The organism is Pseudoduganella aquatica (genome assembly GCF_009857595.1).
In the GTDB taxonomy this organism is placed as follows: Bacteria; Pseudomonadota; Gammaproteobacteria; order Burkholderiales; family Burkholderiaceae_D; genus Rugamonas; species Rugamonas aquatica_A.
The window spans coordinates 123,767-141,601 of record NZ_WWCU01000003.1 but is presented as its reverse complement, the minus strand read 5'-3'; the positions used below and the strand labels follow the sequence as shown (position 1 = coordinate 141,601).

The window sequence follows — 17,835 nt, the reverse complement described above, 5'->3', positions numbered from 1 at the left end:
TAGCGTCGTCTTCGCCAGCAGGAGGTGCACCACCCATGCGCTCGCGCAAGCAGCGTTCTCCCCGCAGGCAAGCTATCGGCGTGCGCGCCAGCCTCGCTTTGCTTGTCATTGGCTGCATTTTGCCCATGGCCGTAGTGGCTGCATTCTTGATAGTCGATTTCTACACCCGCGAACGCGCGCAGCTTCTGGCCAGCACGGTTACCCAGGCGCGCGCCATCATGGCCGCTGTCGACAGCGGCTTTGCCCGCACCGAGGCCGCGCTGCTGGCGCTCGGCACCTCCCACCAGTTGCAGCGCGGCGACCTGGCCGGCTTCCACAGCCGCGCCGTCGAGGCGCAGGCCGATATGCACGCCGACGGCATCGTGTTGATCGACCCGGACGGCCGCCTGCTGCTGTCCACCCGTCGGCCCTACGGCGAGCGGCTGCCCAAGCTGGCCAGCGCGCCGCTGCTCAAGCGCATCCTGGCCACCGGCCGGCCCGGCGTGTCCGATCTGTTCCCCTCCCCGGTGGACGGGCAACTGATCTACACCATCGGCGTGCCAATCCGGCGCGGCGCAGACGCCGCCATGACCTTGAACGCCACCGCTACGCCGGCCCGTCTGGCGGGGCTGCTGGCGGAGCGCTCGCTCCCTCGCACCTGGCGGGTCGCCATCGTCGACGGCAGCGGCAAGATCGCCGCGCGCAGCCACGACATCGAACGTTTTGTTGGCCGTCCCACCACATCGGCCTTGCAGCGCCAGCTGGCGCTGGCCGACGAGGGCGGCTTCGAGACCACCACGCTGGACGGCATCCCGGTGTACAGCGTGTTCAGCCGCTCGGCCACCAGCCGCTGGAGCGTGGCGCTGGGCATTCCGCTGGACGAGCTGACGGCCGGCTTGCGCCGCTCGCTGGCCTGGCTGATCGTGGCCACCCTGGCCGCGCTGGCGGCCGGTCTGGGGCTGGCCTGGCGCATCGGCGGCGGTATTGCGCGCTCGGTGCAGGCGCTGGCAGGGCCGGCGGCGGCGGTGGCGGCCGGCGTGGTGCCGGAGATACCGCCGCTGGCGCTGCGCGAGGCCAATGAACTGGGCCTGGCCCTGCAGCAGGCAGCCGCCTCGGTGCGCACCGCCCAGGCCGAGCGGCGCGAGAGCGAGCAGCAGCTGGCGCTGGCGGCCGAGGCGGCGCGCCTGGGCATCTGGGTGCGCGACCTGGTGCAGGGCAAGGTCTGGGTGTCGTCGTCCTGGCGCGAGCTGTTCGGTTTCCTCCCGTCCGAACAAATCTCGGTGGCGGCGCTGCTGCAGCGCGTGCACACGGACGACTGCGCCGCCGTGCGGCGCGTGCTGGCGCTGGCCGACACCGGCGAACGCTATGAAATCGAGTACCGCGTCGCGCTGCCGCAGGGCGGCCTGCGCTGGGTGGCTTCGCGCGGCAGCTGCGAGACCGGCGGCGACGGCAAGCCGCGGCTGGTGCGCGGCGTGGCCCTCGACATCACGCAGCGCAAGCTGGCCGAGCTGGCGATGCAGCAAAAGCAGCGCGAAGTGACGCACCTGGCGCGCGTGGCCACGCTGGGCGAGCTGTCCGGCGCGCTGGCCCATGAGCTGAACCAGCCGCTGACGGCCATCCTGAGCAACGCCCAGGCGGCGCAGCGCTTCCTGCGCCAGGCCACGCCGGACCTGGACGAGGTGGGCGACATCCTGGCCGACATCGTGGCCGAGGACCAGCGCGCCGGCGAGATTATCCGCCGGCTGCGGCGCCTGTTCGACAAGCGCGAGACGCCGCTGCAGCCGGCCGCCGTGAACCCGCTGGTGATCGAGGTGCTGCGCCTGCTGCGCAACGATCTGCTCAGCCACGGCGTGGCGCTGTCGACGGTACTGGGTGCGGAGGATGCGCACGTGCTGGCCGACAGCGTGCAACTGCAGCAGGTGCTGATCAATCTGCTCATGAACGCCGTCGACGCCATGGCCATGACGGACGCCGGCGCCAGGGCGATCGGCGTGCGCACCGGACTGGATGACGAGGGCTGGTTGCGCATCAGCATCGCCGACTGCGGCAGCGGCATCCCGAATGACGCGCTGGACCAGGTGTTCGCGCCGTTCTACACCACCAAGGACAGCGGCATGGGCCTGGGTTTGTCGATCTGCCGCAGCATCGTGGCGGCGCACGGCGGCCAGCTGTGGGCCGAGAACAATCCGGACGGCGGCGCCAGCTTCCATGTGCGCCTGCCGTTGGCGGCGGCTGCGGAAACGGCGGCGCCATGAGTGCCCCTCCGCCCCGGGTATTCCTGGTCGACGACCAGCCCGCCATTCTGAAGGCGCTGGCGCGCTTGCTGGCCTCGGCCGGCTTCGACGTGGCGCCCTATGAGTCGGCCCAGGCCTTCCTCGCCAGCGGCAGCGCGGCGGCGCCCGGCTGCCTGGTGCTGGACCTGGCCATGCCGGAGATGGACGGCATGGCCTTGCAGCAGGCGCTGGCCGGGCAGGGCAGCCTGCTGCCGCTGGTCTTCCTGACCGGCCACGGCGACATCGCCAGTGGCGTGCTCGCCATGAAGCACGGCGCCTTCGACTTCCTGACCAAGCCGGTGGACGGCGACAAGCTGGTGGCGGCGGTGCAGGCCGCGCTGGTGCTCAATGCCCAGCGGTGCGCGGAGGACGCCGAACGCGGCGAGCTGCGCGCCCGCTACGACAGCCTGACCCCACGCGAGCGCGAGGTGATGGCGCTGCTGATCGAGGGCCTGCTCAACAAGCAGGTGGCGGCCGAACTGGGGACGGTGGAAAAGACCGTCAAGGTGCACCGCGCGCGCGTGATGGCGAAGATGCAGGTGCGCTCGCTGACCGCGCTGGTGCGCCTGGCCGACAGGCTGCGCGGCGCGCAGGACTGAGACCGGAAACCGGCCGCGTTGGGCCAAGGTCCAATATCGCGCCGCCCGCCGGCGCGTTATCTTGCTACTCATGGACACCAAAATACATCCCTGGGTAGCCGTCGTGGACGACGAAGCCGCCATCCGCCGGGCGCTGCTGCGGCTGCTGCGCGCGGCCGGCATTCCGGCCTGCGGCTACGACGGCGGCGCCGCGCTGCTGGCGGCGCTGCGCGACGACGGCGCCGGCGCCCCTTACTGCGTAGTGCTGGATCTGCACATGCCGGACATGTCCGGCTTCGAAGTGCAGCAGCACCTGGCGGAATTGGCGCCACGCACCGGCGTCATTGCCGTCACCGGCCAGCACTCGCCGGAGATCCAGGCGCGCGTACAGCGCGGCAGCGCGCTGGCCTACATGCTCAAGCCGATGAACGACCTGGAACTGCTGGAGGCGATAGCCGCCGCCCGCAGCGGCTGGGAATAAAACAACAACACTGGAGAACATCATGGCAAGCTTGTCCGAATTGCAGCAGGCCGGCATCCTGATCGTCGACGACCGTCCCGCCAACGTGCTGCTGTTGAAGGCCATGCTGGAGTACGCGGGCTACACCCGCGTTGCCTCCACCAACGACCCGCGCGAAGTGGTGGCGCTGCACCGCCTGCACCGCTACGACCTGATCCTGCTGGACCTGAACATGCCCTTCATGAATGGCTTCGAAGTGCTGGCGGGACTGAAAGAGGTGGAGGCGGGCGAGTATCTGCCGGTGCTGGCGGTGACGGCCGCCCCCGAGCACAAGCAGCGCGCGCTGGACGCCGGCGTGATGGACTTCGTCTGCAAGCCCTTCGACCACGGCGAGATCCTGGCGCGCATCCGCAACCTGCTGGAAGTGCGCCTGCTGTACACCGGCACGCGCGACCAGGGCGCCCGCCTGGCCTGCTACGATGCGCTGACCGGCCTGCCCAACCGCGCCCTGTTCCAGCGTTCCCTGGAGCAGATGCTGGCGGCTATTGGTGGCCGGGCCAGCGCCGTACTGATGCTGGACCTGGACGGTTTTGCGCGCGTCAACGACACCCTGGGCCACGCGGCGGGCGATGGGCTGCTGAGCCAGTTCGCCCAGCGCCTGCAGCAAGCCGCGCCGGCCGGCAGCGTAGTGAGCCGATTCGGCAACGACGAATTCGCCATCGCGCTGGGCGGCCTGGCCACGCCGCTCGACGCGCAGCAGGTGGCCGAGCAGGTGCGCCACTGCTGCACCCAGCCCTTCCAGCTGGCGCAAGGAGAGGCGCGGCTGACGACCAGTATCGGCATCGCGCTGCATCCAGCCGACGCCGCCGACGCCGCCACCCTCATGAAATACGCCAGCACCGCGCTGCACCACGCCAAGCAGGGCGGCGAGGGCAACTGCCGCTTCTTCACCGACGCCATGGACGTGCAGGCGCAGCGCCGCTTCGAGTTCGAGCGCGCGCTGCGGCAGGCGGTGGTCAACGGCGAATTCGAACTGTACTACCAGCCCAAGGTGGACGTGGCCAGCGGCCGCATGGCCGGCGCCGAGGCGCTGCTGCGCTGGAACCGTCCTGGCCATGGCGCGGTGGCGCCGTCGGCCTTCATCCCGCTGCTGGAGGAGACCGGCCTGATCGTGGAAGTGGGCGCCTGGATCATCGACACGGCCTGCCGCCAGATCGCGCTGTGGTCGGCCCGCCCCGAGGGACCGGTGCCGGTGGCCGTCAACGTGGCCAGCCGCCAGTTCTCCGACAACCAGCTGCAGCACACGGTGGCGGAAGCCATCGCGGCGCACGGCATTGCGCCCGGGCTGCTGTCCCTGGAGGTGACCGAGAGCGCGCTGATGGACGACACCGAGCGCACCGCCACCAGCCTTGCCGCGCTGCGGACCATGGGCGTCAAGGTGGCCATCGACGATTTCGGCACCGGCTATTCCAGCCTGGCCTACTTGAAGCGCTTCCCGGTGGACGTGCTCAAGATCGACATCGCCTTTATCCGCGAGGTCACGGTGGACCCGGGCGCCGCCGCGCTGGTGGACGCCATCATCGCCATGGCGCACAGCCTGGGCCTGGAGGTGGTGGCCGAGGGGGTGGAGACCGAGGCGCAGCTGGCCTACCTGGCGCGCCGCCGCTGCGACCAGATCCAGGGCTATGTCTTCAGCCGCCCGCTGCCTGCCATGCAGTTCCAGCACCTGCTGCTGAGCGCGGCCGGCTTGCCCGCACCGGCCGCGGGCGGCGCGCCCGTGCGCACCCTGCTGCTGATCGACGACGAGGCGCATGTGCTGTCGGCCCTTCAGCGCCTGCTGCGCCAGGACGGCTACCGCGTGCTGACGGCCAATGGCGCGGCCCAGGCCTTTGAAATGCTGGCGCGCCACGAGGTGCAGCTGGTGATGTGCGACCAGCGCATGGAGGAGATGAGCGGCACCGAGCTGCTCGACAAGATCAAGGGCATGTATCCGGACACCTTCCGCATCATCCTGTCCGGCTACACCGACCTGGCCACCATCATGGACTCGATCAACCGGGGCTCGCTGTACCGCTTCTACACCAAGCCCTGGGACAACAATATGCTGCGCGAGAATATCCGCGCCGCTTTCCGCCACTACTGGCAGCTGCATGGGCTGTCGAGCGCCGGCGACGCGCTGTGCGCCTGAGCCCAGGCCACGTGAGACCGCCATGTCCGCCAGCCGTTTTGCCTCTCGTTTCCTATCCGCCGCGCTGGCTTTGGTGTGCGCGCCGGCGCTGGCCGGCCCGTCCGGCGAGCCGATCCAGCCGGTGCCGCAGTCGCTGCGCCAGAACCCGGCCCAGGCCGCGCTGGGGCGCCGCCTGTTCAGCGATCCGCGCCTGTCCGTCAACGGCCGGGTGTCCTGCGCCAGCTGCCACGACCTGGCGCGCGGCGGCGCCGACAGCCGTGGCGTGTCGCTCGGCCTGGATGACAAGCCGGCCGCGCTGAACGCGCCCACGGTGCTCAACGCGGCGCTCAATTTCAAGCAGTTCTGGAACGGCCGCGCCGACACGCTGGAGGCGCAGATCGGCCTGGTGGTGGAGAACCCGGCGGAAATGGGATCGCGCTGGCCGGACGTGGTGCGCAAGGTGCAGCAGGACGCGGGCTACCGCAGCGGTTTCGCCGCCGCCTACAAGGACGGCGTCACGCGCGCCAACATCGAGCATGCGCTGGCCTCGTTCGAGCGCACCCTGATCACCCCCAATTCTCGCTTCGACCGCTACCTGCGCGGCGAGCACGGCGCGCTCAGCGCGGCGGAAAAGGCCGGCTACGCGCGCTTCAAGCAGTATGGCTGCGTGGCCTGCCACCAGGGCGTGAATGTGGGCGGCAATATGTTCCAGAAGTTCGGCGTGATGGAGGACTACGCGGGACGGCGCGGCGCCGCCGCCCGGCAGGACAGTGGCCGCTACGCACTGTCCGGCAGCGAGGAGGACCGCTATGTGTTCAAGGTGCCCAGCCTGCGCAACGTGGCGCGCACCGCGCCCTATTTTCACGACGGCTCGGCCGCCACCCTGGAACAAGCCATCGACATCATGTTCAAGTACCAGCTGGGACGGCCCGGCAGTCCCGAGGACAAGGCGCTCATCGCGCAGTTCCTCGCCACGCTGAACGCGCAGCCGGCGGGCCAGCCATGAAAGCCGCCCTGCCTCTCGCGGCACTGGGGCTGGTGCTGTCCGGCGCGCTGCTGTTCCTGTACCGGCAGGCGCCGGGCAACGACGCGCCGGCCTACTTCGAGAACGTGGCGCGGCTGCGCCAGATCAGGCAACTGGACGCGCAATGGGAACTCGATGCGATGAAGTCCAAGCTGGGCATCAACCAGAGCTACGATGCGCTGGCCGAACCGCTGCCGCAGTTGGACGCCTTGCCGCACCAGCTCAATGCGCGGCCGGGCGCGCCGGACCGGGACGGCGGCGCGGAGCTGGCCGCCGGCGTGGCGGCGCTGGAACGCGAATTGGGGCGCAAGGCTGCGTTGATCGAGTCGTTCAAGTCGCACAATGCCGTCCTGCGCAACTCCATGGCTTTCCTGCCGGTCGCAGCCGACGATATTGCCGCGCTGGCCGAGCGTTACAGCCAGCCGGGCCGGGGGGGCACGCTGCGTTTCATGCGCACCGAGGCCGGGGTCCGCAAGGTGCTGCTGCAGGTGCTCATGTTCGAGGACGGCGCCCGCTTTGACCAGGCAGGCTTTGAGCGCGCGCTGGCCGGCATGATGGCCAGCCAGGACACGCTTCCGGCGGACCTGGCCGGCGCCCTGCGCCTGTTCGTGGTGCACGTGCGCACGGTGCTGCGCGAATGCCAGAAAGTGCAGGATCTGCTGGACCGCATCGCCGCCGCGCCCACCGCCGCGCACATGGACCGCATCAGCACCCTGCTCAACCGAGGTCAGGAGCGCAATGCGCTGCAGATGCAGCAGCACAGGCGCTACCTGCTGCTGCTGTCGGCCGCGCTGGCGGCGCTGCTGTTGTACGCGGCCTGGCGCCTGATCCGCAGCCACGCCATCATCAACAGCGTCAACGGCCAGCTGCGGCAGGCCAACGAGGGGCTGGAGGCGGCGGTGCACGAGCGCACCGCCGAACTGGAGGGCGCCTACGGCCAGCTGCAAAGCGAGATGGCCGAGCGCAAGCAGCTGGAGGGACGGCTGGTGCAGTCGGAAAAGCTGGCCTCCATCGGCCAGCTGGCGGCCGGCGTGGCGCACGAGATCAACAACCCGCTCGGCTTCCTGGCCTCCAATGCCGACATGCTGGAGCAGTACCTGGAGCGCATATTCGAAATGCTGTCCATCTACCAGGACGCGGAACCGGCCATGGCGCCCGTGCCCGGACTGGCGGCGCGCATGCGGGCGCAGCGGGTGCGGCTGGAGCTGGACTATCTGCGCGCCGACATTCCCGTGATGATGGCCGAATCGCGCGATGGCATGGGCCGCGTGAGCAAGATCGTGCAGTCGCTGAAGGACTTTTCGCGCACCGACTCGCTGCAACAGTGGGAATGGGCCGACCTGCACCGCTGCATCGACTCCACGCTCAACATCATCGCCAGCGAAGTGCGCAAGGTGGCCGATGTGCGCAAGGAATACGGCGCGCTGCCGGAGATTGAATGCATGCCGTCCCAGCTCAACCAGGTGTTCATGAATTTGCTGGTGAATGCCAGCCACGCAGTGGGGCCGCTGCGCGGCCTGATCACCATCCGCACCGGCGTGGCGGACCAGCAGGCCTGGATCGAAGTGGGCGACAACGGCTGCGGCATCTCGGACGAGGTGCTGCCGCGCATCTTCGATCCCTTCTTCACCACCAAGCCCATCGGCAAGGGAACGGGGCTGGGCTTGTCGCTGTCCTACGGCATTGTGCAGAACCACCACGGCCGCATCGATGTCGAGACCGCGCCCGGGGCGGGTAGCCGCTTCCGCATCACGCTGCCGCTGCGGCAGCGGACGGAGGTTTACGCCCAGCCCGCCAGGCGCAGCGCCAGCCCGGCCAGCGCGCAGGCGCCGATGACCGGCATGACGCCGGCCTTGTAGCGCAGCAGCGCCACCGCCGCGCCCAGCGCGATCAACGCGGCCGGCCAGTCCAGGCGGCCGGCAAAGCCCTGCGGCCAGAGCACGTGGTAGCCGAAGAACAGCGCCAGGTTGACGATCACGCCCACCACGGCGGCGGTGATGGCCGTCAGCGGCGCGGTGAACTTCAGGTCGCCGTGCGTGGATTCGACCAGCGGGCCGCCGGCCAGGATGAACAGGAAGGACGGCAGGAAGGTGAACCAGGTCACCAGCGCGGCCGCTGCGGCGCCGGCCAGGAACAGCAAGCCCGGCCCGAGCGCGGCCTTGGCGTAGCCGCCCACGAAGGCGACGAAGGCCACCACCATGATCAGCGGGCCGGGCGTGGTTTCGCCCAGCGCCAGACCGTCCATCATCTGCGCGGCGCTGAGCCAGCCGTTGTGGTCCACCGCGCCCTGGTAGACATAGGGCAGCACCGCGTAGGCGCCGCCGAAGGTGAGCAGGGCGGCCTTGGTGAAGAACCAGCTCATTTGCGTCAGCGTGTGCTGCCAGCCGAAACAGGCCGCCAGCAGCGCCATGGGCACGGCCCACAGCGCCGCGCCGGCGGCGATGATGCCGGCCAGTCCGCGCCAGCGGAAGCGCGCGTGCGCCGGTGTAGGCGTGTGGTCGTCGATCAGCGCGGGACCGTAGGACTGCTGCGCCGCGCCGTGGGCGCCGCCGGCCTGGAACTGCTTTGGCAAATAGCGTCCGCCCGCGTAGCCGGCCAGCGCCGCCGCCAGCACGATGGCGGGGAAGGGCACGCCGGCGGCGAAAATGGCGGTGAAGGACGCGGCCGCGATACCCCACAGCCAGCCGTTCTTCAGCGTCCGGCCGCCGATGCGGTGCGCCGCCTGCAGCACGATGGCGGTGACCGCGGGCTTGATACCGTAGAACAGGCCAGCCACCAGCGGCAGGTCGCCGAAGGCCATATAGATCCAGGACAGGCCGATGAGGATGAGCAGCGACGGCAGCACGAACAGCGCGCCCGCCGCCACGCCGCCCCGGGTGCGGTGCATCAGCCAGCCGATATAGGTGGCCAGCTGCTGCGCTTCCGGGCCGGGCAGCAGCATGCAGTAGTTCAGCGCGTGCAGGAAGCGCCGCTCCGAAATCCAGCGGCGGCGCTCGACCAGCTCCTGGTGCATGATGGCGATCTGCCCGGCCGGCCCGCCGAAGCTGATGAAACCCAGCTTGAGCCAGAAACGGAGCGCCTCGCCGAAGCTGACGGGCGCTGGGGCCGGCGCTACCGTCATGGCTTCTTCTGCTGCAGCGACAAAGCCTGGATGCGCGGCGGCGAGGTGGGCGTGAGCAGCACGCTGCCGGCCACCCTGCCATGCTCGCAGCGCCAGACGAACTCGCCGGCCAGGGCGCCGCTGGCGCCGATCGGGGCCGAGGTGTCGCAGTTGCCGACCTTGGCCTTCAGGCTGGCCAGTTCGCGGCGCCAGCTTGCCGCGTCGGCGTCCATCAGGAAGTTCATGGCCAGTTGGCCTGCGGCGGCGCTGACGTCGCCCTGCTGGTAGATGTCGCCGGCGCTGCGGTAGGCGGCGGCCAGGTCCGCGCTGGCTGCCGTGCTGCGGCGCTTGAGGAAACCGCCCTTGCTGAGCACCATCGCCGCATCCCATACCGGCACCGACGAACCCGAGTAGCTGCGGTTGGTGAAGGCGAAAATGCCCACGCCCTGTTCCGGCAGCAGCAGCACGTGCGAGCCGTAGCCGGGATAGCCGCCCCCATGGCTGAGCGCCGTGCCCAGTTCGCAGTCGGTGGCCGCGATCATGCCCATGCCGTAGGCCGACGCCTGGCGGCAGCTGTCCGCGCCGGTATGGCCCTGGCGCGCGTTCGCGTGCGGGAAGTTGGAGCCCTGCGCCAGCTCGCGCACCGTGGCGCGCTGCACCGGGCCGGCGTCGGCGCCGTCGCGCGGCGGCCACGCCGACAGCAGATAGGCCACCCATTTCGAATAGTCCACGGCGCTGGTCTGCACGCCGCCCATGGCGCCGAACGCGCCGTGGGCCATGGTGGGCTCCAGCGTCCACGCATTGTCCGCCCAGTGGTAGCCTTGCGCGCGGCGCTCGCGCGGGGCGGCGTCGGCCACGAAGCCGGTCGATGTCATGCCCAGCGGGCGCATCAAAGTGGCGGAGATGGTGTCCGCATACGGCTTGCCGGAGACGTTGCCGATGATGCGGCCCAGCATGGCGTAGCCCAGGTTGGAATACTCCATGGTGATGCCGGGCGCATTGCTGAACGGGACGCCGCCGCGCAGCAGTTTGGTGAACTCGGCTTCGGGCAGCGGCGTCTGGCGGTCGCCCCAGGGATCGTCGGTGACCAGGCCGGCCGTGTGGTTCAGCAGGTCGCGCACGCGGATGCGGGGCGAGTCCTGGGTGGGATACTTCCAGGCCTTCAGCTCAGGGATATAGTTTTCGGCCGGCGCGTCGAGCTGCAGTTTGCCGTCGTCGCGCAGCTTGAGCACCGTGAGCGCGGTGAAGGCCTTGGTCATGGAGGCGATGCGGAACAGCGTATCGGGCGTGACCGGGCGCTTGCTGTCCAGGTCCTGCACGCCCATGCCGCGCACATAAGCCAGCTTGCCGTCGGCGACGATGCCGTACACCAGGCCCGGGACGTGCTGGTCCAGCGCATAGTCGGCAAAGATCGCGTCCACCTTGGCGAACAGCGCCGCGTCGCGTTGTTCGTTGGCCAGGGCCGGCGCGCATGCCCCGGCGGCAGCGGCGAAAATCATGACGGAAAGCTTGATTGGAGACATACCGGTTCCTCTGATTGGGCTATTTTCAGGAAAATGCTTTTTCACGCCATGCGAAAGTAGCACGATTCTGAAGCTAACCCAAATGCTGAGCCGCTATCACGAACTCCACCGTGATTTCCGGCCCCAGCGCGACGAACAGCTGCTGCTCCCGCAGCGCCCTCATATCGGACAGCTGATACGGCACCTGGTATTCATCCAGGCGCCGCAGCAAGGCCTGCCACTCGGCTGCGCTGTCCAAGCGCAGCGCCAGGTGGTCAATGCGGGCCGGCGCCCGCGCGATGGCCTTGCGCGGGCCGGACTGCGCATCGGGCCGCTCGATCAGGTGCAGCACCGGCCGGCCATCCAGATACAGCCAGTGGCCGCCTACGCCGAAGGCCGGCCGCGCGCCCTCTTCCATGCCGGCCACATGGACGAAGAAGCGGCGCAATGGCGCGCAGTCCGGCGCGACGATGGTGACGTGATCGAGCTGCATGGCGGATTTACAGCAAGCCGCCGCCGTCCACATCGACCACGCTGCCGGTCATGAAGCCGTTCTGCATCAGCATCAGGTAGGCCTGCGCCAGATCGCTGCCCTGGCCGACGCGGCCCACCGGTATGCTGGCGCCGGCGCGCGCCGCCATGGCCTTGCGGTCCGCCTCGCTCAAATCTCCCCACATGCCGGTTTCCACCATGCCGGGACTGACGGCGTTGACGCGCAGCGGCGCCAGTTCCTTGGCCAGCGTTTTGGCCATGATGTCGGTGGCGGCGTTCATGGCGGCCTTCACCAGGCCGCCGGGCACCGCCTTGCGCGACAGCAGGCCGGAAGTCAGCGTGATGGAACCGGCGCGGTTGATGCTGCCCAGGGCGCGCTGCGCAACGCGCATCTGGCCAAAGAACTTAACGTTGAAGGCGGCGATGGCGTCGGCCACATTCAAGTCCGCCAGCTTGGCCGACGCGATCACCGGGCCTGCCGTGACGACCAGGTGGTCGAAGGGGCCGATGCTGTCGAACAGGCGTGCCACCGATGCGTCGTCGCTGATGTCGATGTGGGCGGTGCTTATCGATGCCGGAAAGTCTGCGGGCGCCGCGCGGCGGCCGGCGGCGATGACGCGCGCGCCTTCCGCTGCAGCCTGCTCCGCCACTGCGCGGCCTATGCCGGACAAACCGCCGATGACTACTACAGTCGTGTTTTTCATGATTGCTCTCCTCAGTTCAGGCTGCTGCCGCCAGCGGCAGCGATGGGTAACCCGTATAGCCGCGCTCCGTGCCGCCGAACAGCGTGGCGCCGTCGAATTCGGCCAGCGGCAGGTCTTGCAGCAGGCGGCGCGGATAGTCGGGATTGGCGACGAAGGGGCGGCCAAATGCGACCAGGTCGGCATAGCCGTGACCGAGCACCCACTCGGCGCGCGCCTTGTCGTAATTGCCCGCGACGATGATGGGGCGGGCAAAGCGCGCGCGCAGCTCCTGCCGGAAGGTCTCGGTGAATTCGGGCGCGTCGTCCCAGTCCGCTTCCACCAGGTGCAGGTAGGCGATGCCGCGCTCTTGCAGGAAGGCGGCCGCGTCCAGGATGGTCGGCAGGATGTCCGGGCAGTCCATGCCGCGCGCGGTGAGGAAGGGCGCCAGACGGATCGCCGTGCGCTGCGCGCCGACTTCGTCCGCGACGGCGTCGACCACTTCTTTCAGGAAGCGCAGGCGGTTCTCGCGCGTGCCGCCGTATTCGTCGGTGCGCACGTTGGACGTGGTGCGCAGGAACTGGTCGATCAGGTAGCCGTTGGCGCCGTGAATTTCGACACCGTCGAAGCCGGCCTCGATGGCGTTGCGCGCCCCGATGCGGAAGTCGTTGACGATGGCGGCAATCTCGGCGCGCTCCAGCTCGCGCGGGGTGGGGCAGTCCACCATGGCGCCGATCCCCGTGTCCGCATCAACCTTCCAGATCTGGCCTTGGAACGGCACGGCGGACGGCGCCACCGGCAGCGCGCCGCCGTGGAAGTCGGGATGGGACATGCGGCCCACGTGCCACAGCTGCAAGAAGATGCGGCCGCCGGCCTTGTGGACGGCATTGGTCACCAGGCGCCAGCCGCGCACCTGCTCCTCGCTGTAGATCCCCGGCGTAAAGGAATAGCCCTTGCCCTGCGGCGAAACCTGCGAGGCCTCGGAGACGATCAGGGCTGCCGAGGCGCGCTGCGCGTAGTAAGCCGCGTTCAGGGCGTTGGGCACATCGCCGGGCTGGGAGCTGCGGGCGCGCGTCATGGGCGCCATCACGATGCGGTGCGGCAGGGTGATGTCGCCCAGGGTGAGGGGAGCGGAAAGCTGCGGGATCGATTGCATGGAAGACTCCAGAGAGGTTTTGACTGGATTCATTATGCGGACGGGGCAACGAATTGATAATTGGGCTAACATTTGAACAATTATCAAAAATTTTGGAATAATGATGGACAATCTCGGTGACATCCGCCTGTTTGTCGAGGCTGCCAGCCTGGGCGGGCTGTCGGCCGCCGGGCGCAAGCTGGGGCTGTCGCCCGCCGCCGCCAGCGCCCGTTTGCTGAAACTGGAAGCGGCGCTGAACACGCGGCTGTTCGAGCGCACCACGCGCCAGCTGCGCCTGACCGCCGAAGGCGCCCTCTACCTGGAGCACTGCCGCCATGCCCTTGGCGCGCTGGACGACGCCCACGCCGCGCTGCAGGCCGGCCGCAGCGCCGTCAGCGGCAAGCTGCGCATCGCCGCCACATCCGATTTTGGCCGCCATGTGCTGCAAGGATGGCTGGAAGAGTTCAACCTGCTCTATCCCCAGATCACGCTGGCCTTGATCCTTGGCGATGCGGTTGCCAATTTGCTGCAGGACGACCTGGACCTCGCCATACGCTTCGGCGTGCCGCAGAACAGCTCCATGGTGGCGCGGCCGCTGGCGTTCAACCGCCGCGTGCTGTGCGCGGCCCCCGCCTACTTGGCGGCCCACGGCACGCCAGCGCATCCGGCCGACCTGCACCGCTTCGACTGCATCGCGCTGGTCACCGCGCCGGGCATGGTGAATGAATGGCACTTCGAGCGCGATGGAGAGGTGGAATCGTTTATCGTGCCTTCCGCTAGCGCGCGCGAAACCAATGACGGCGCCGTCGCACGCGAGTGGGCGATCAAGGGCCAGGGCATCGCCATGAAATCGGTCTGGGACATCGGCGCCGACTTGCAGGCCGGCCGGCTGCAAGTGCTGATGCCCGAGTGGCGCACGCCGGACGCGCCGGTGCATGCGCTATACCAGCAAACCCGCTACATGGCGCCGCGCGTGCGCGCCCTGCTGGATTTCCTGACCGAACGCTTCGCCAAAGCGGGCGCCGAGCTGGAATCCCTGCTGGGCTAATCCGCTGCGCTTGGGCAAGGTCAGGCAAACGCGCGCAGTGGGCACAGTGAAACGGCGCCGCGTGCGTCATCCAGGAACTCAGCCCAGTCCTACCTGTGTGCGGCGCAAGCGCTGATATGGCGGTGCGGACAGCTCATGCAAGATCGAAGTCCGTAGGGCGCAAGTGCGCCCGCCAAACCATGATCGGAGACCCAGATGCGTGCCCTTGTTTACCATTCCGCCCACGACGTTAAAGTCGACACCGTTCCGGACCCCGTGATCCAGGAGCCCGACGACATCATTATCCAGATTACCGCCACCGCCATCTGCGGCTCCGATCTGCACCTCTATCGCGGCAAGGTGCCGGGCATGAAGGAGGGCGACATCATGGGCCACGAGTTCATGGGCGTGGTGGTGGAGGCCGGCCCCGCTGTGACCGCGCTGCAAAAGGGCGACCGCGTCGTCGTGCCCTTCGTCATTGCCTGCGGCAGCTGCTTCTTCTGCGATATGAGCTTGTATTCGGCATGCGAGACCACCAACCCCGATCGCGGCACCATTATGAACAAGAAGTCCCTGCGCTCCGGCGCCGCGCTGTTCGGCTTCAGCCACATGTATGGCGGCGTGCCCGGCGGCCAGGCCGAATATGTGCGCGTGCCCAAGGCGAACGTCGGCCCGATCAAGATCCCGGCCACGCTTGAGGATGAGAAGGTGCTCTTCCTGAGCGATATCTTACCCACCGGCTATCAGGCGGTGCTTAACGCAGGCGTGGGCAAGGGGTCGTCGCTGGCTATCTTCGGCGCAGGTCCGGTGGGACAGATGGCTGCGGCGAGCGCGCGCATGCTGGGCGTGGAGCAGATCTTCATGGTGGATCACCATCCTTACCGCCTGGAATTTGCCCGTGCCACGTATGGCGTCATCCCCATTAATTTCGACGAAGTGGATCCGGCCGAAGTCATCATCGAAAACACCCATTTCCGGGGCGTGGATGCAGCCATCGATGCGGTGGGGTTTGAAGCCAAGGGCAGTGCGGTGGAGACCACGCTGACGGCGCTGAAACTGGAAGGCAGCAGCGGCAAAGCCTTGCGCCAGTGCATCGCCGCCGTGCGGCGCGGCGGGATGGTGAGCGTGCCGGGGCTGTACGCCGGCTTCATCCATGGATTCCTGTTCGGCGACGCGTTTGAAAAGGGGATAGGATTCAAGGCGGGGCAAACCCATGTGCAGCGCTTTATGCCCGAGCTGCTGGCCTTTATCGAAGAGGGCAAGCTGAGTCCGGAAGTGATCATTTCTCATCGCCTGCCCCTGGCGGAAGCCGCCCAGGGCTACAAGATGTTCGACAAGAAGGAAGACAACTGCCGGAAGATTGTGCTCCGCCCTTAGTGCTTGGGGGGGGCTTGGCGCCGCCTCCGGCGCCCTTGTCGCTGCCGGCCTTGGTATGGCCGGCGGCGACCTTGCCTCCCGTGGCCTTATTGAGGCATCGCCGGCGCCTCGATCTCGGCCTTGCGGTCCTCGATCGCTTCGCCCAGCGCCACCAGATCCAGCTTTGCCTTGCGCGCTTTGGGGAACATCTCGCCTTCTTCCTCCTTCACATGGTGTTCGATCTGCTCGGACAGAACTTTGATCTTTGCGTCGTACAGCTCGTCGCCGGGTTCCATGGACAGGATCTGCACGATCAGCTCTTTGGCAGAGGCATGCTCCACTGTCGCCTCGTCGATCAGGTCTTCATTCTCGCCGCTGGCCTGGCGCACGGCGGGATAGAAAATTTCCTCCTCGGCCGTAGCGTGCTTGGTCAGTTCGATGCAGATTTTTTGCGCCAGTTTTTTCTTTGAAGCGAGGGCGCGGTCGCCGAGTTCTTCGTACTGCTCAAACATGGCTTTCACGTTGGCGTGGTCCTGCGTCAGCAACGAGATCGCGTCGATTTCGCCCTGCGCGGTGGGGATTTTTTGGGGCATGGCTGCCTCTGCCTTGTCAGTGGCTTTCATGGTGGCTCCTTGGTTAAGCGTTGAGCAGCGCCTTGCGGCGCCGGAATGGGATGGTTATTTGGAACGGGAGCCGGAGTCGCTGCCGGATTTCGAGGCCGAAGACTTGCTGCCCGAACCGCTATCGGTATCCTTGCTGGCGGACTGCTTGTTGCTGGATTGATTCCCGCCGGATTGATTCCCGCCGGATCCCGAGCGCGAGCCGCTTTGGCCCGAATCGCTCTGCTGGTTGCCGTCGTTCTTGTGGCTCATCGCGCCGGCCTTGCGTGCTTCTTCCGGCGTGAATTCGTGCGCGTTGCCGGAAGCGTGGGCGGCGCGGCCGCCTTCTGCCGCAATCTCGCGCTGCTGCTCCGGATCCATGGAGGCGAAGCCGCGATTGCTGGTGTCGCCGCTTTGGCTGTTGCCGCCGCTTCCGCCGCCGCTGCTGCCTTTGCCGGATTCGGATTTGCTACCTTGCTTGCCTGAGCCGGTGTCGCCGTCTTTGCTGGATTTGCCCGACGAGCCGGTATGTTGATTCGATGCCATGGTGATCTCCTGTGTAGTTTAGCGCTCCGAAGAATGTGGAAGCGAGACCATCTTAGGGTGGCCAAACCGTGCAGCTTGTAGGCGTCCGGGCGCGCAGCCCGTAGGAGAATGGCCTTGGGCTGTACTGTTCCGGTTTTCATTCGGGCGTAACAGACAGGGTAAGCGCAGGGTAAGTCTTGACTGCCAGATGTCTGACGACTAAGATTAATGACTCAAAAGTAAGTAGTTATCAGACCTATGCAAGCCCCGACTGACACCAAACCGCGCTGGGAACGGCGCAAGGACGCCCGGCCCCAGGAATTGCTGGAGGCGGCGCTGGAGCAATTTGTCGAGCGCGGCTTCGCCGCCACCCGCCTGGAGGACGTGGCGCGCCGCGCCGGCGTCTCCAAAGGCACGCTCTATCTGTATTTCGAGAACAAGGAAGAACTGTTCAAGGCCGTGGTGCGCGCCACCATCGGCCAGGCCATCGTCCAGGCCGAGCTGGACCTGGCCGCCTCGGACGCCCACAGCAGCGTGCTGCTGAGCGAAATGCTGATGCGCTGGTGGGGCCAGGTGGGCGCCACCAAGCTGGCCGGGATTACCAAGCTGATGATGGCCGAATCGGGCAATTTCCCTGAACTGGTGCGCTTCTACGAGGACGAGGTGGTGGCGCGCGGCAATGCGCTGATCGTGCGCGTGCTCGAACGCGGCCTGGCGCGCGGCGAGTTCCGCCCGCACGATCCGCAGGTGCTGATGCCGGTGCTGAGCGCCCCGGTGCTGATGCTGATGATGTGGAACCACGCCTTCCTGCCCTGCGGCGGCGGCGCCAGCATCGACCCGGACCAGTATATGGCCGCCTTCCTCGACCTGGCCTTGCGCGGCCTGCGCCCGGACGGCGCCGCCGGCGTGCCATAAAATTAAGCAGCCCGGGGCGGTTT

The 17,835-nt window shown here is 67.9% G+C and carries 16 protein-coding genes; 9 read left to right on the top strand and 7 right to left on the bottom strand.

Translation table 11 applies throughout. From position 1 onward, the window contains the following. Nucleotides 1-146: 146 nt before the first annotated feature. The 6 genes from GTP77_RS04220 (at nt 147) to GTP77_RS31015 (ending at nt 8,340) form a co-directional block, all read left to right on the top strand. The gene (locus GTP77_RS04220) at nt 147-2,234 is read left to right on the top strand and encodes a sensor histidine kinase (RefSeq protein WP_228893974.1); all 2,088 of its coding nucleotides are present in this window, start codon (nt 147-149) and stop codon (nt 2,232-2,234) included. After that, nucleotides 2,231-2,851 carry a response regulator transcription factor gene (locus tag GTP77_RS04215; RefSeq protein ID WP_161070925.1) on the top strand — a complete coding sequence of 207 codons (621 nt, stop codon included), beginning with the start codon at nt 2,231-2,233 and terminating at the stop codon, nt 2,849-2,851. Before GTP77_RS04220 ends, GTP77_RS04215 begins: the two co-directional genes overlap by 4 nt. Nucleotides 2,852-2,921: 70 nt before the next feature. Next, nucleotides 2,922-3,311: a response regulator gene (locus GTP77_RS04210; RefSeq protein WP_161070924.1), complete on the top strand. Its 390-nt coding sequence runs from the start codon at nt 2,922-2,924 to the stop codon at nt 3,309-3,311. A gap of 22 nt (nt 3,312-3,333) precedes the next feature. Further along, a complete protein-coding gene (locus GTP77_RS04205; RefSeq protein WP_161070923.1) occupies nt 3,334-5,478 on the top strand; it encodes an EAL domain-containing protein in 2,145 nt (714 codons plus the stop codon). Between the two features lie 22 nt (nt 5,479-5,500). Continuing rightward, on the top strand, nt 5,501-6,463 hold the full coding sequence (locus tag GTP77_RS04200) for a cytochrome-c peroxidase (RefSeq protein ID WP_161070922.1): 963 nt from the start codon (nt 5,501-5,503) through the stop codon (nt 6,461-6,463). Then, nucleotides 6,460-8,340, top strand: coding sequence for a DAHL domain-containing sensor histidine kinase (locus GTP77_RS31015; protein ID WP_161070921.1), 1,881 nt, complete (start codon nt 6,460-6,462; stop codon nt 8,338-8,340). The genes GTP77_RS04200 and GTP77_RS31015 overlap by 4 nt, the downstream gene beginning before the upstream one ends. Here the strand turns inward: GTP77_RS31015 and chrA are convergent. From chrA to GTP77_RS04170, 5 genes are all read right to left on the bottom strand, one after another. Beyond that, nucleotides 8,262-9,602: a chromate efflux transporter gene (gene chrA, locus GTP77_RS04190; RefSeq protein WP_161070920.1), complete on the bottom strand. Its 1,341-nt coding sequence runs from the start codon at nt 9,600-9,602 to the stop codon at nt 8,262-8,264. The genes GTP77_RS31015 and chrA overlap by 79 nt on opposite strands. Beyond that, a complete protein-coding gene (locus GTP77_RS04185) occupies nt 9,599-11,104 on the bottom strand; it encodes a serine hydrolase domain-containing protein (RefSeq protein ID WP_161070919.1) in 1,506 nt (501 codons plus the stop codon). Before GTP77_RS04185 ends, chrA begins: the two co-directional genes overlap by 4 nt. 73 nt (nt 11,105-11,177) lie before the next feature. Next, nucleotides 11,178-11,576: a VOC family protein gene (locus GTP77_RS04180; protein WP_161070918.1), complete on the bottom strand. Its 399-nt coding sequence runs from the start codon at nt 11,574-11,576 to the stop codon at nt 11,178-11,180. A gap of 7 nt (nt 11,577-11,583) precedes the next feature. Next, nucleotides 11,584-12,279 carry an SDR family oxidoreductase gene (locus GTP77_RS04175; RefSeq protein ID WP_161070917.1) on the bottom strand — a complete coding sequence of 232 codons (696 nt, stop codon included), beginning with the start codon at nt 12,277-12,279 and terminating at the stop codon, nt 11,584-11,586. Nucleotides 12,280-12,295: 16 nt separating this feature from the next. Further along, nucleotides 12,296-13,411 (bottom strand): alkene reductase, encoded by a 1,116-nt coding sequence (locus GTP77_RS04170; RefSeq protein ID WP_161070916.1) that lies wholly within the window; start codon nt 13,409-13,411, stop codon nt 12,296-12,298. 103 nt (nt 13,412-13,514) lie between these two features. Here GTP77_RS04170 and GTP77_RS04165 point away from each other — a divergent pair, with 103 nt between their 5' ends. Beyond that, entirely contained in the window at nt 13,515-14,438 is a 924-nt protein-coding gene (locus tag GTP77_RS04165) for a LysR family transcriptional regulator (RefSeq protein WP_161071109.1), read from the top strand. Nucleotides 14,439-14,633: 195 nt separating this feature from the next. Next, complete coding sequence (locus GTP77_RS04160) at nt 14,634-15,794, top strand: zinc-dependent alcohol dehydrogenase (RefSeq protein ID WP_161070915.1); 1,161 nt, start codon at nt 14,634-14,636, stop codon at nt 15,792-15,794. Between the two features lie 86 nt (nt 15,795-15,880). Here GTP77_RS04160 and GTP77_RS04155 read toward each other — a convergent pair whose 3' ends face one another. Then, nucleotides 15,881-16,396 carry a hemerythrin domain-containing protein gene (locus tag GTP77_RS04155; protein ID WP_161070914.1) on the bottom strand — a complete coding sequence of 172 codons (516 nt, stop codon included), beginning with the start codon at nt 16,394-16,396 and terminating at the stop codon, nt 15,881-15,883. Nucleotides 16,397-16,450: 54 nt separating this feature from the next. Then, on the bottom strand, nt 16,451-16,918 hold the full coding sequence (locus GTP77_RS04150) for a KGG domain-containing protein (protein WP_161070913.1): 468 nt from the start codon (nt 16,916-16,918) through the stop codon (nt 16,451-16,453). Between the two features lie 237 nt (nt 16,919-17,155). On the opposite strand from GTP77_RS04150, the gene GTP77_RS04145 reads away from it, so the two are divergent. Next, the gene (locus GTP77_RS04145; protein ID WP_161070912.1) at nt 17,156-17,812 is read left to right on the top strand and encodes a TetR/AcrR family transcriptional regulator; all 657 of its coding nucleotides are present in this window, start codon (nt 17,156-17,158) and stop codon (nt 17,810-17,812) included. Nucleotides 17,813-17,835: the final 23 nt, after the last annotated feature.

What these genes read in the sequence shown, in the direction of transcription:
- GTP77_RS04210 (WP_161070924.1), top strand. Translation starts at nt 2,922, where the DNA reads ATGGACACCAAAATACATCCCTGGGTAGCCGTCGTGGACGACGAAGCC.
- GTP77_RS31015 (WP_161070921.1), top strand. Translation starts at nt 6,460, where the DNA reads ATGAAAGCCGCCCTGCCTCTCGCGGCACTGGGGCTGGTGCTGTCCGGC.
- GTP77_RS04165 (WP_161071109.1), top strand. Translation starts at nt 13,515, where the DNA reads ATGGACAATCTCGGTGACATCCGCCTGTTTGTCGAGGCTGCCAGCCTG.
- GTP77_RS04160 (WP_161070915.1), top strand. Translation starts at nt 14,634, where the DNA reads ATGCGTGCCCTTGTTTACCATTCCGCCCACGACGTTAAAGTCGACACC.
- GTP77_RS04155 (WP_161070914.1), bottom strand. Translation starts at nt 16,396, where the DNA reads ATGAAAGCCACTGACAAGGCAGAGGCAGCCATGCCCCAAAAAATCCCC.
- GTP77_RS04175 (WP_161070917.1), bottom strand. Translation starts at nt 12,279, where the DNA reads ATGAAAAACACGACTGTAGTAGTCATCGGCGGTTTGTCCGGCATAGGC.
- GTP77_RS04185 (WP_161070919.1), bottom strand. Translation starts at nt 11,104, where the DNA reads ATGTCTCCAATCAAGCTTTCCGTCATGATTTTCGCCGCTGCCGCCGGG.
- GTP77_RS04180 (WP_161070918.1), bottom strand. Translation starts at nt 11,576, where the DNA reads ATGCAGCTCGATCACGTCACCATCGTCGCGCCGGACTGCGCGCCATTG.
- GTP77_RS04145 (WP_161070912.1), top strand. Translation starts at nt 17,156, where the DNA reads ATGCAAGCCCCGACTGACACCAAACCGCGCTGGGAACGGCGCAAGGAC.
- chrA (WP_161070920.1), bottom strand. Translation starts at nt 9,602, where the DNA reads ATGACGGTAGCGCCGGCCCCAGCGCCCGTCAGCTTCGGCGAGGCGCTC.
- GTP77_RS04150 (WP_161070913.1), bottom strand. Translation starts at nt 16,918, where the DNA reads ATGGCATCGAATCAACATACCGGCTCGTCGGGCAAATCCAGCAAAGAC.
- GTP77_RS04200 (WP_161070922.1), top strand. Translation starts at nt 5,501, where the DNA reads ATGTCCGCCAGCCGTTTTGCCTCTCGTTTCCTATCCGCCGCGCTGGCT.
- GTP77_RS04215 (WP_161070925.1), top strand. Translation starts at nt 2,231, where the DNA reads ATGAGTGCCCCTCCGCCCCGGGTATTCCTGGTCGACGACCAGCCCGCC.
- GTP77_RS04170 (WP_161070916.1), bottom strand. Translation starts at nt 13,411, where the DNA reads ATGCAATCGATCCCGCAGCTTTCCGCTCCCCTCACCCTGGGCGACATC.
- GTP77_RS04205 (WP_161070923.1), top strand. Translation starts at nt 3,334, where the DNA reads ATGGCAAGCTTGTCCGAATTGCAGCAGGCCGGCATCCTGATCGTCGAC.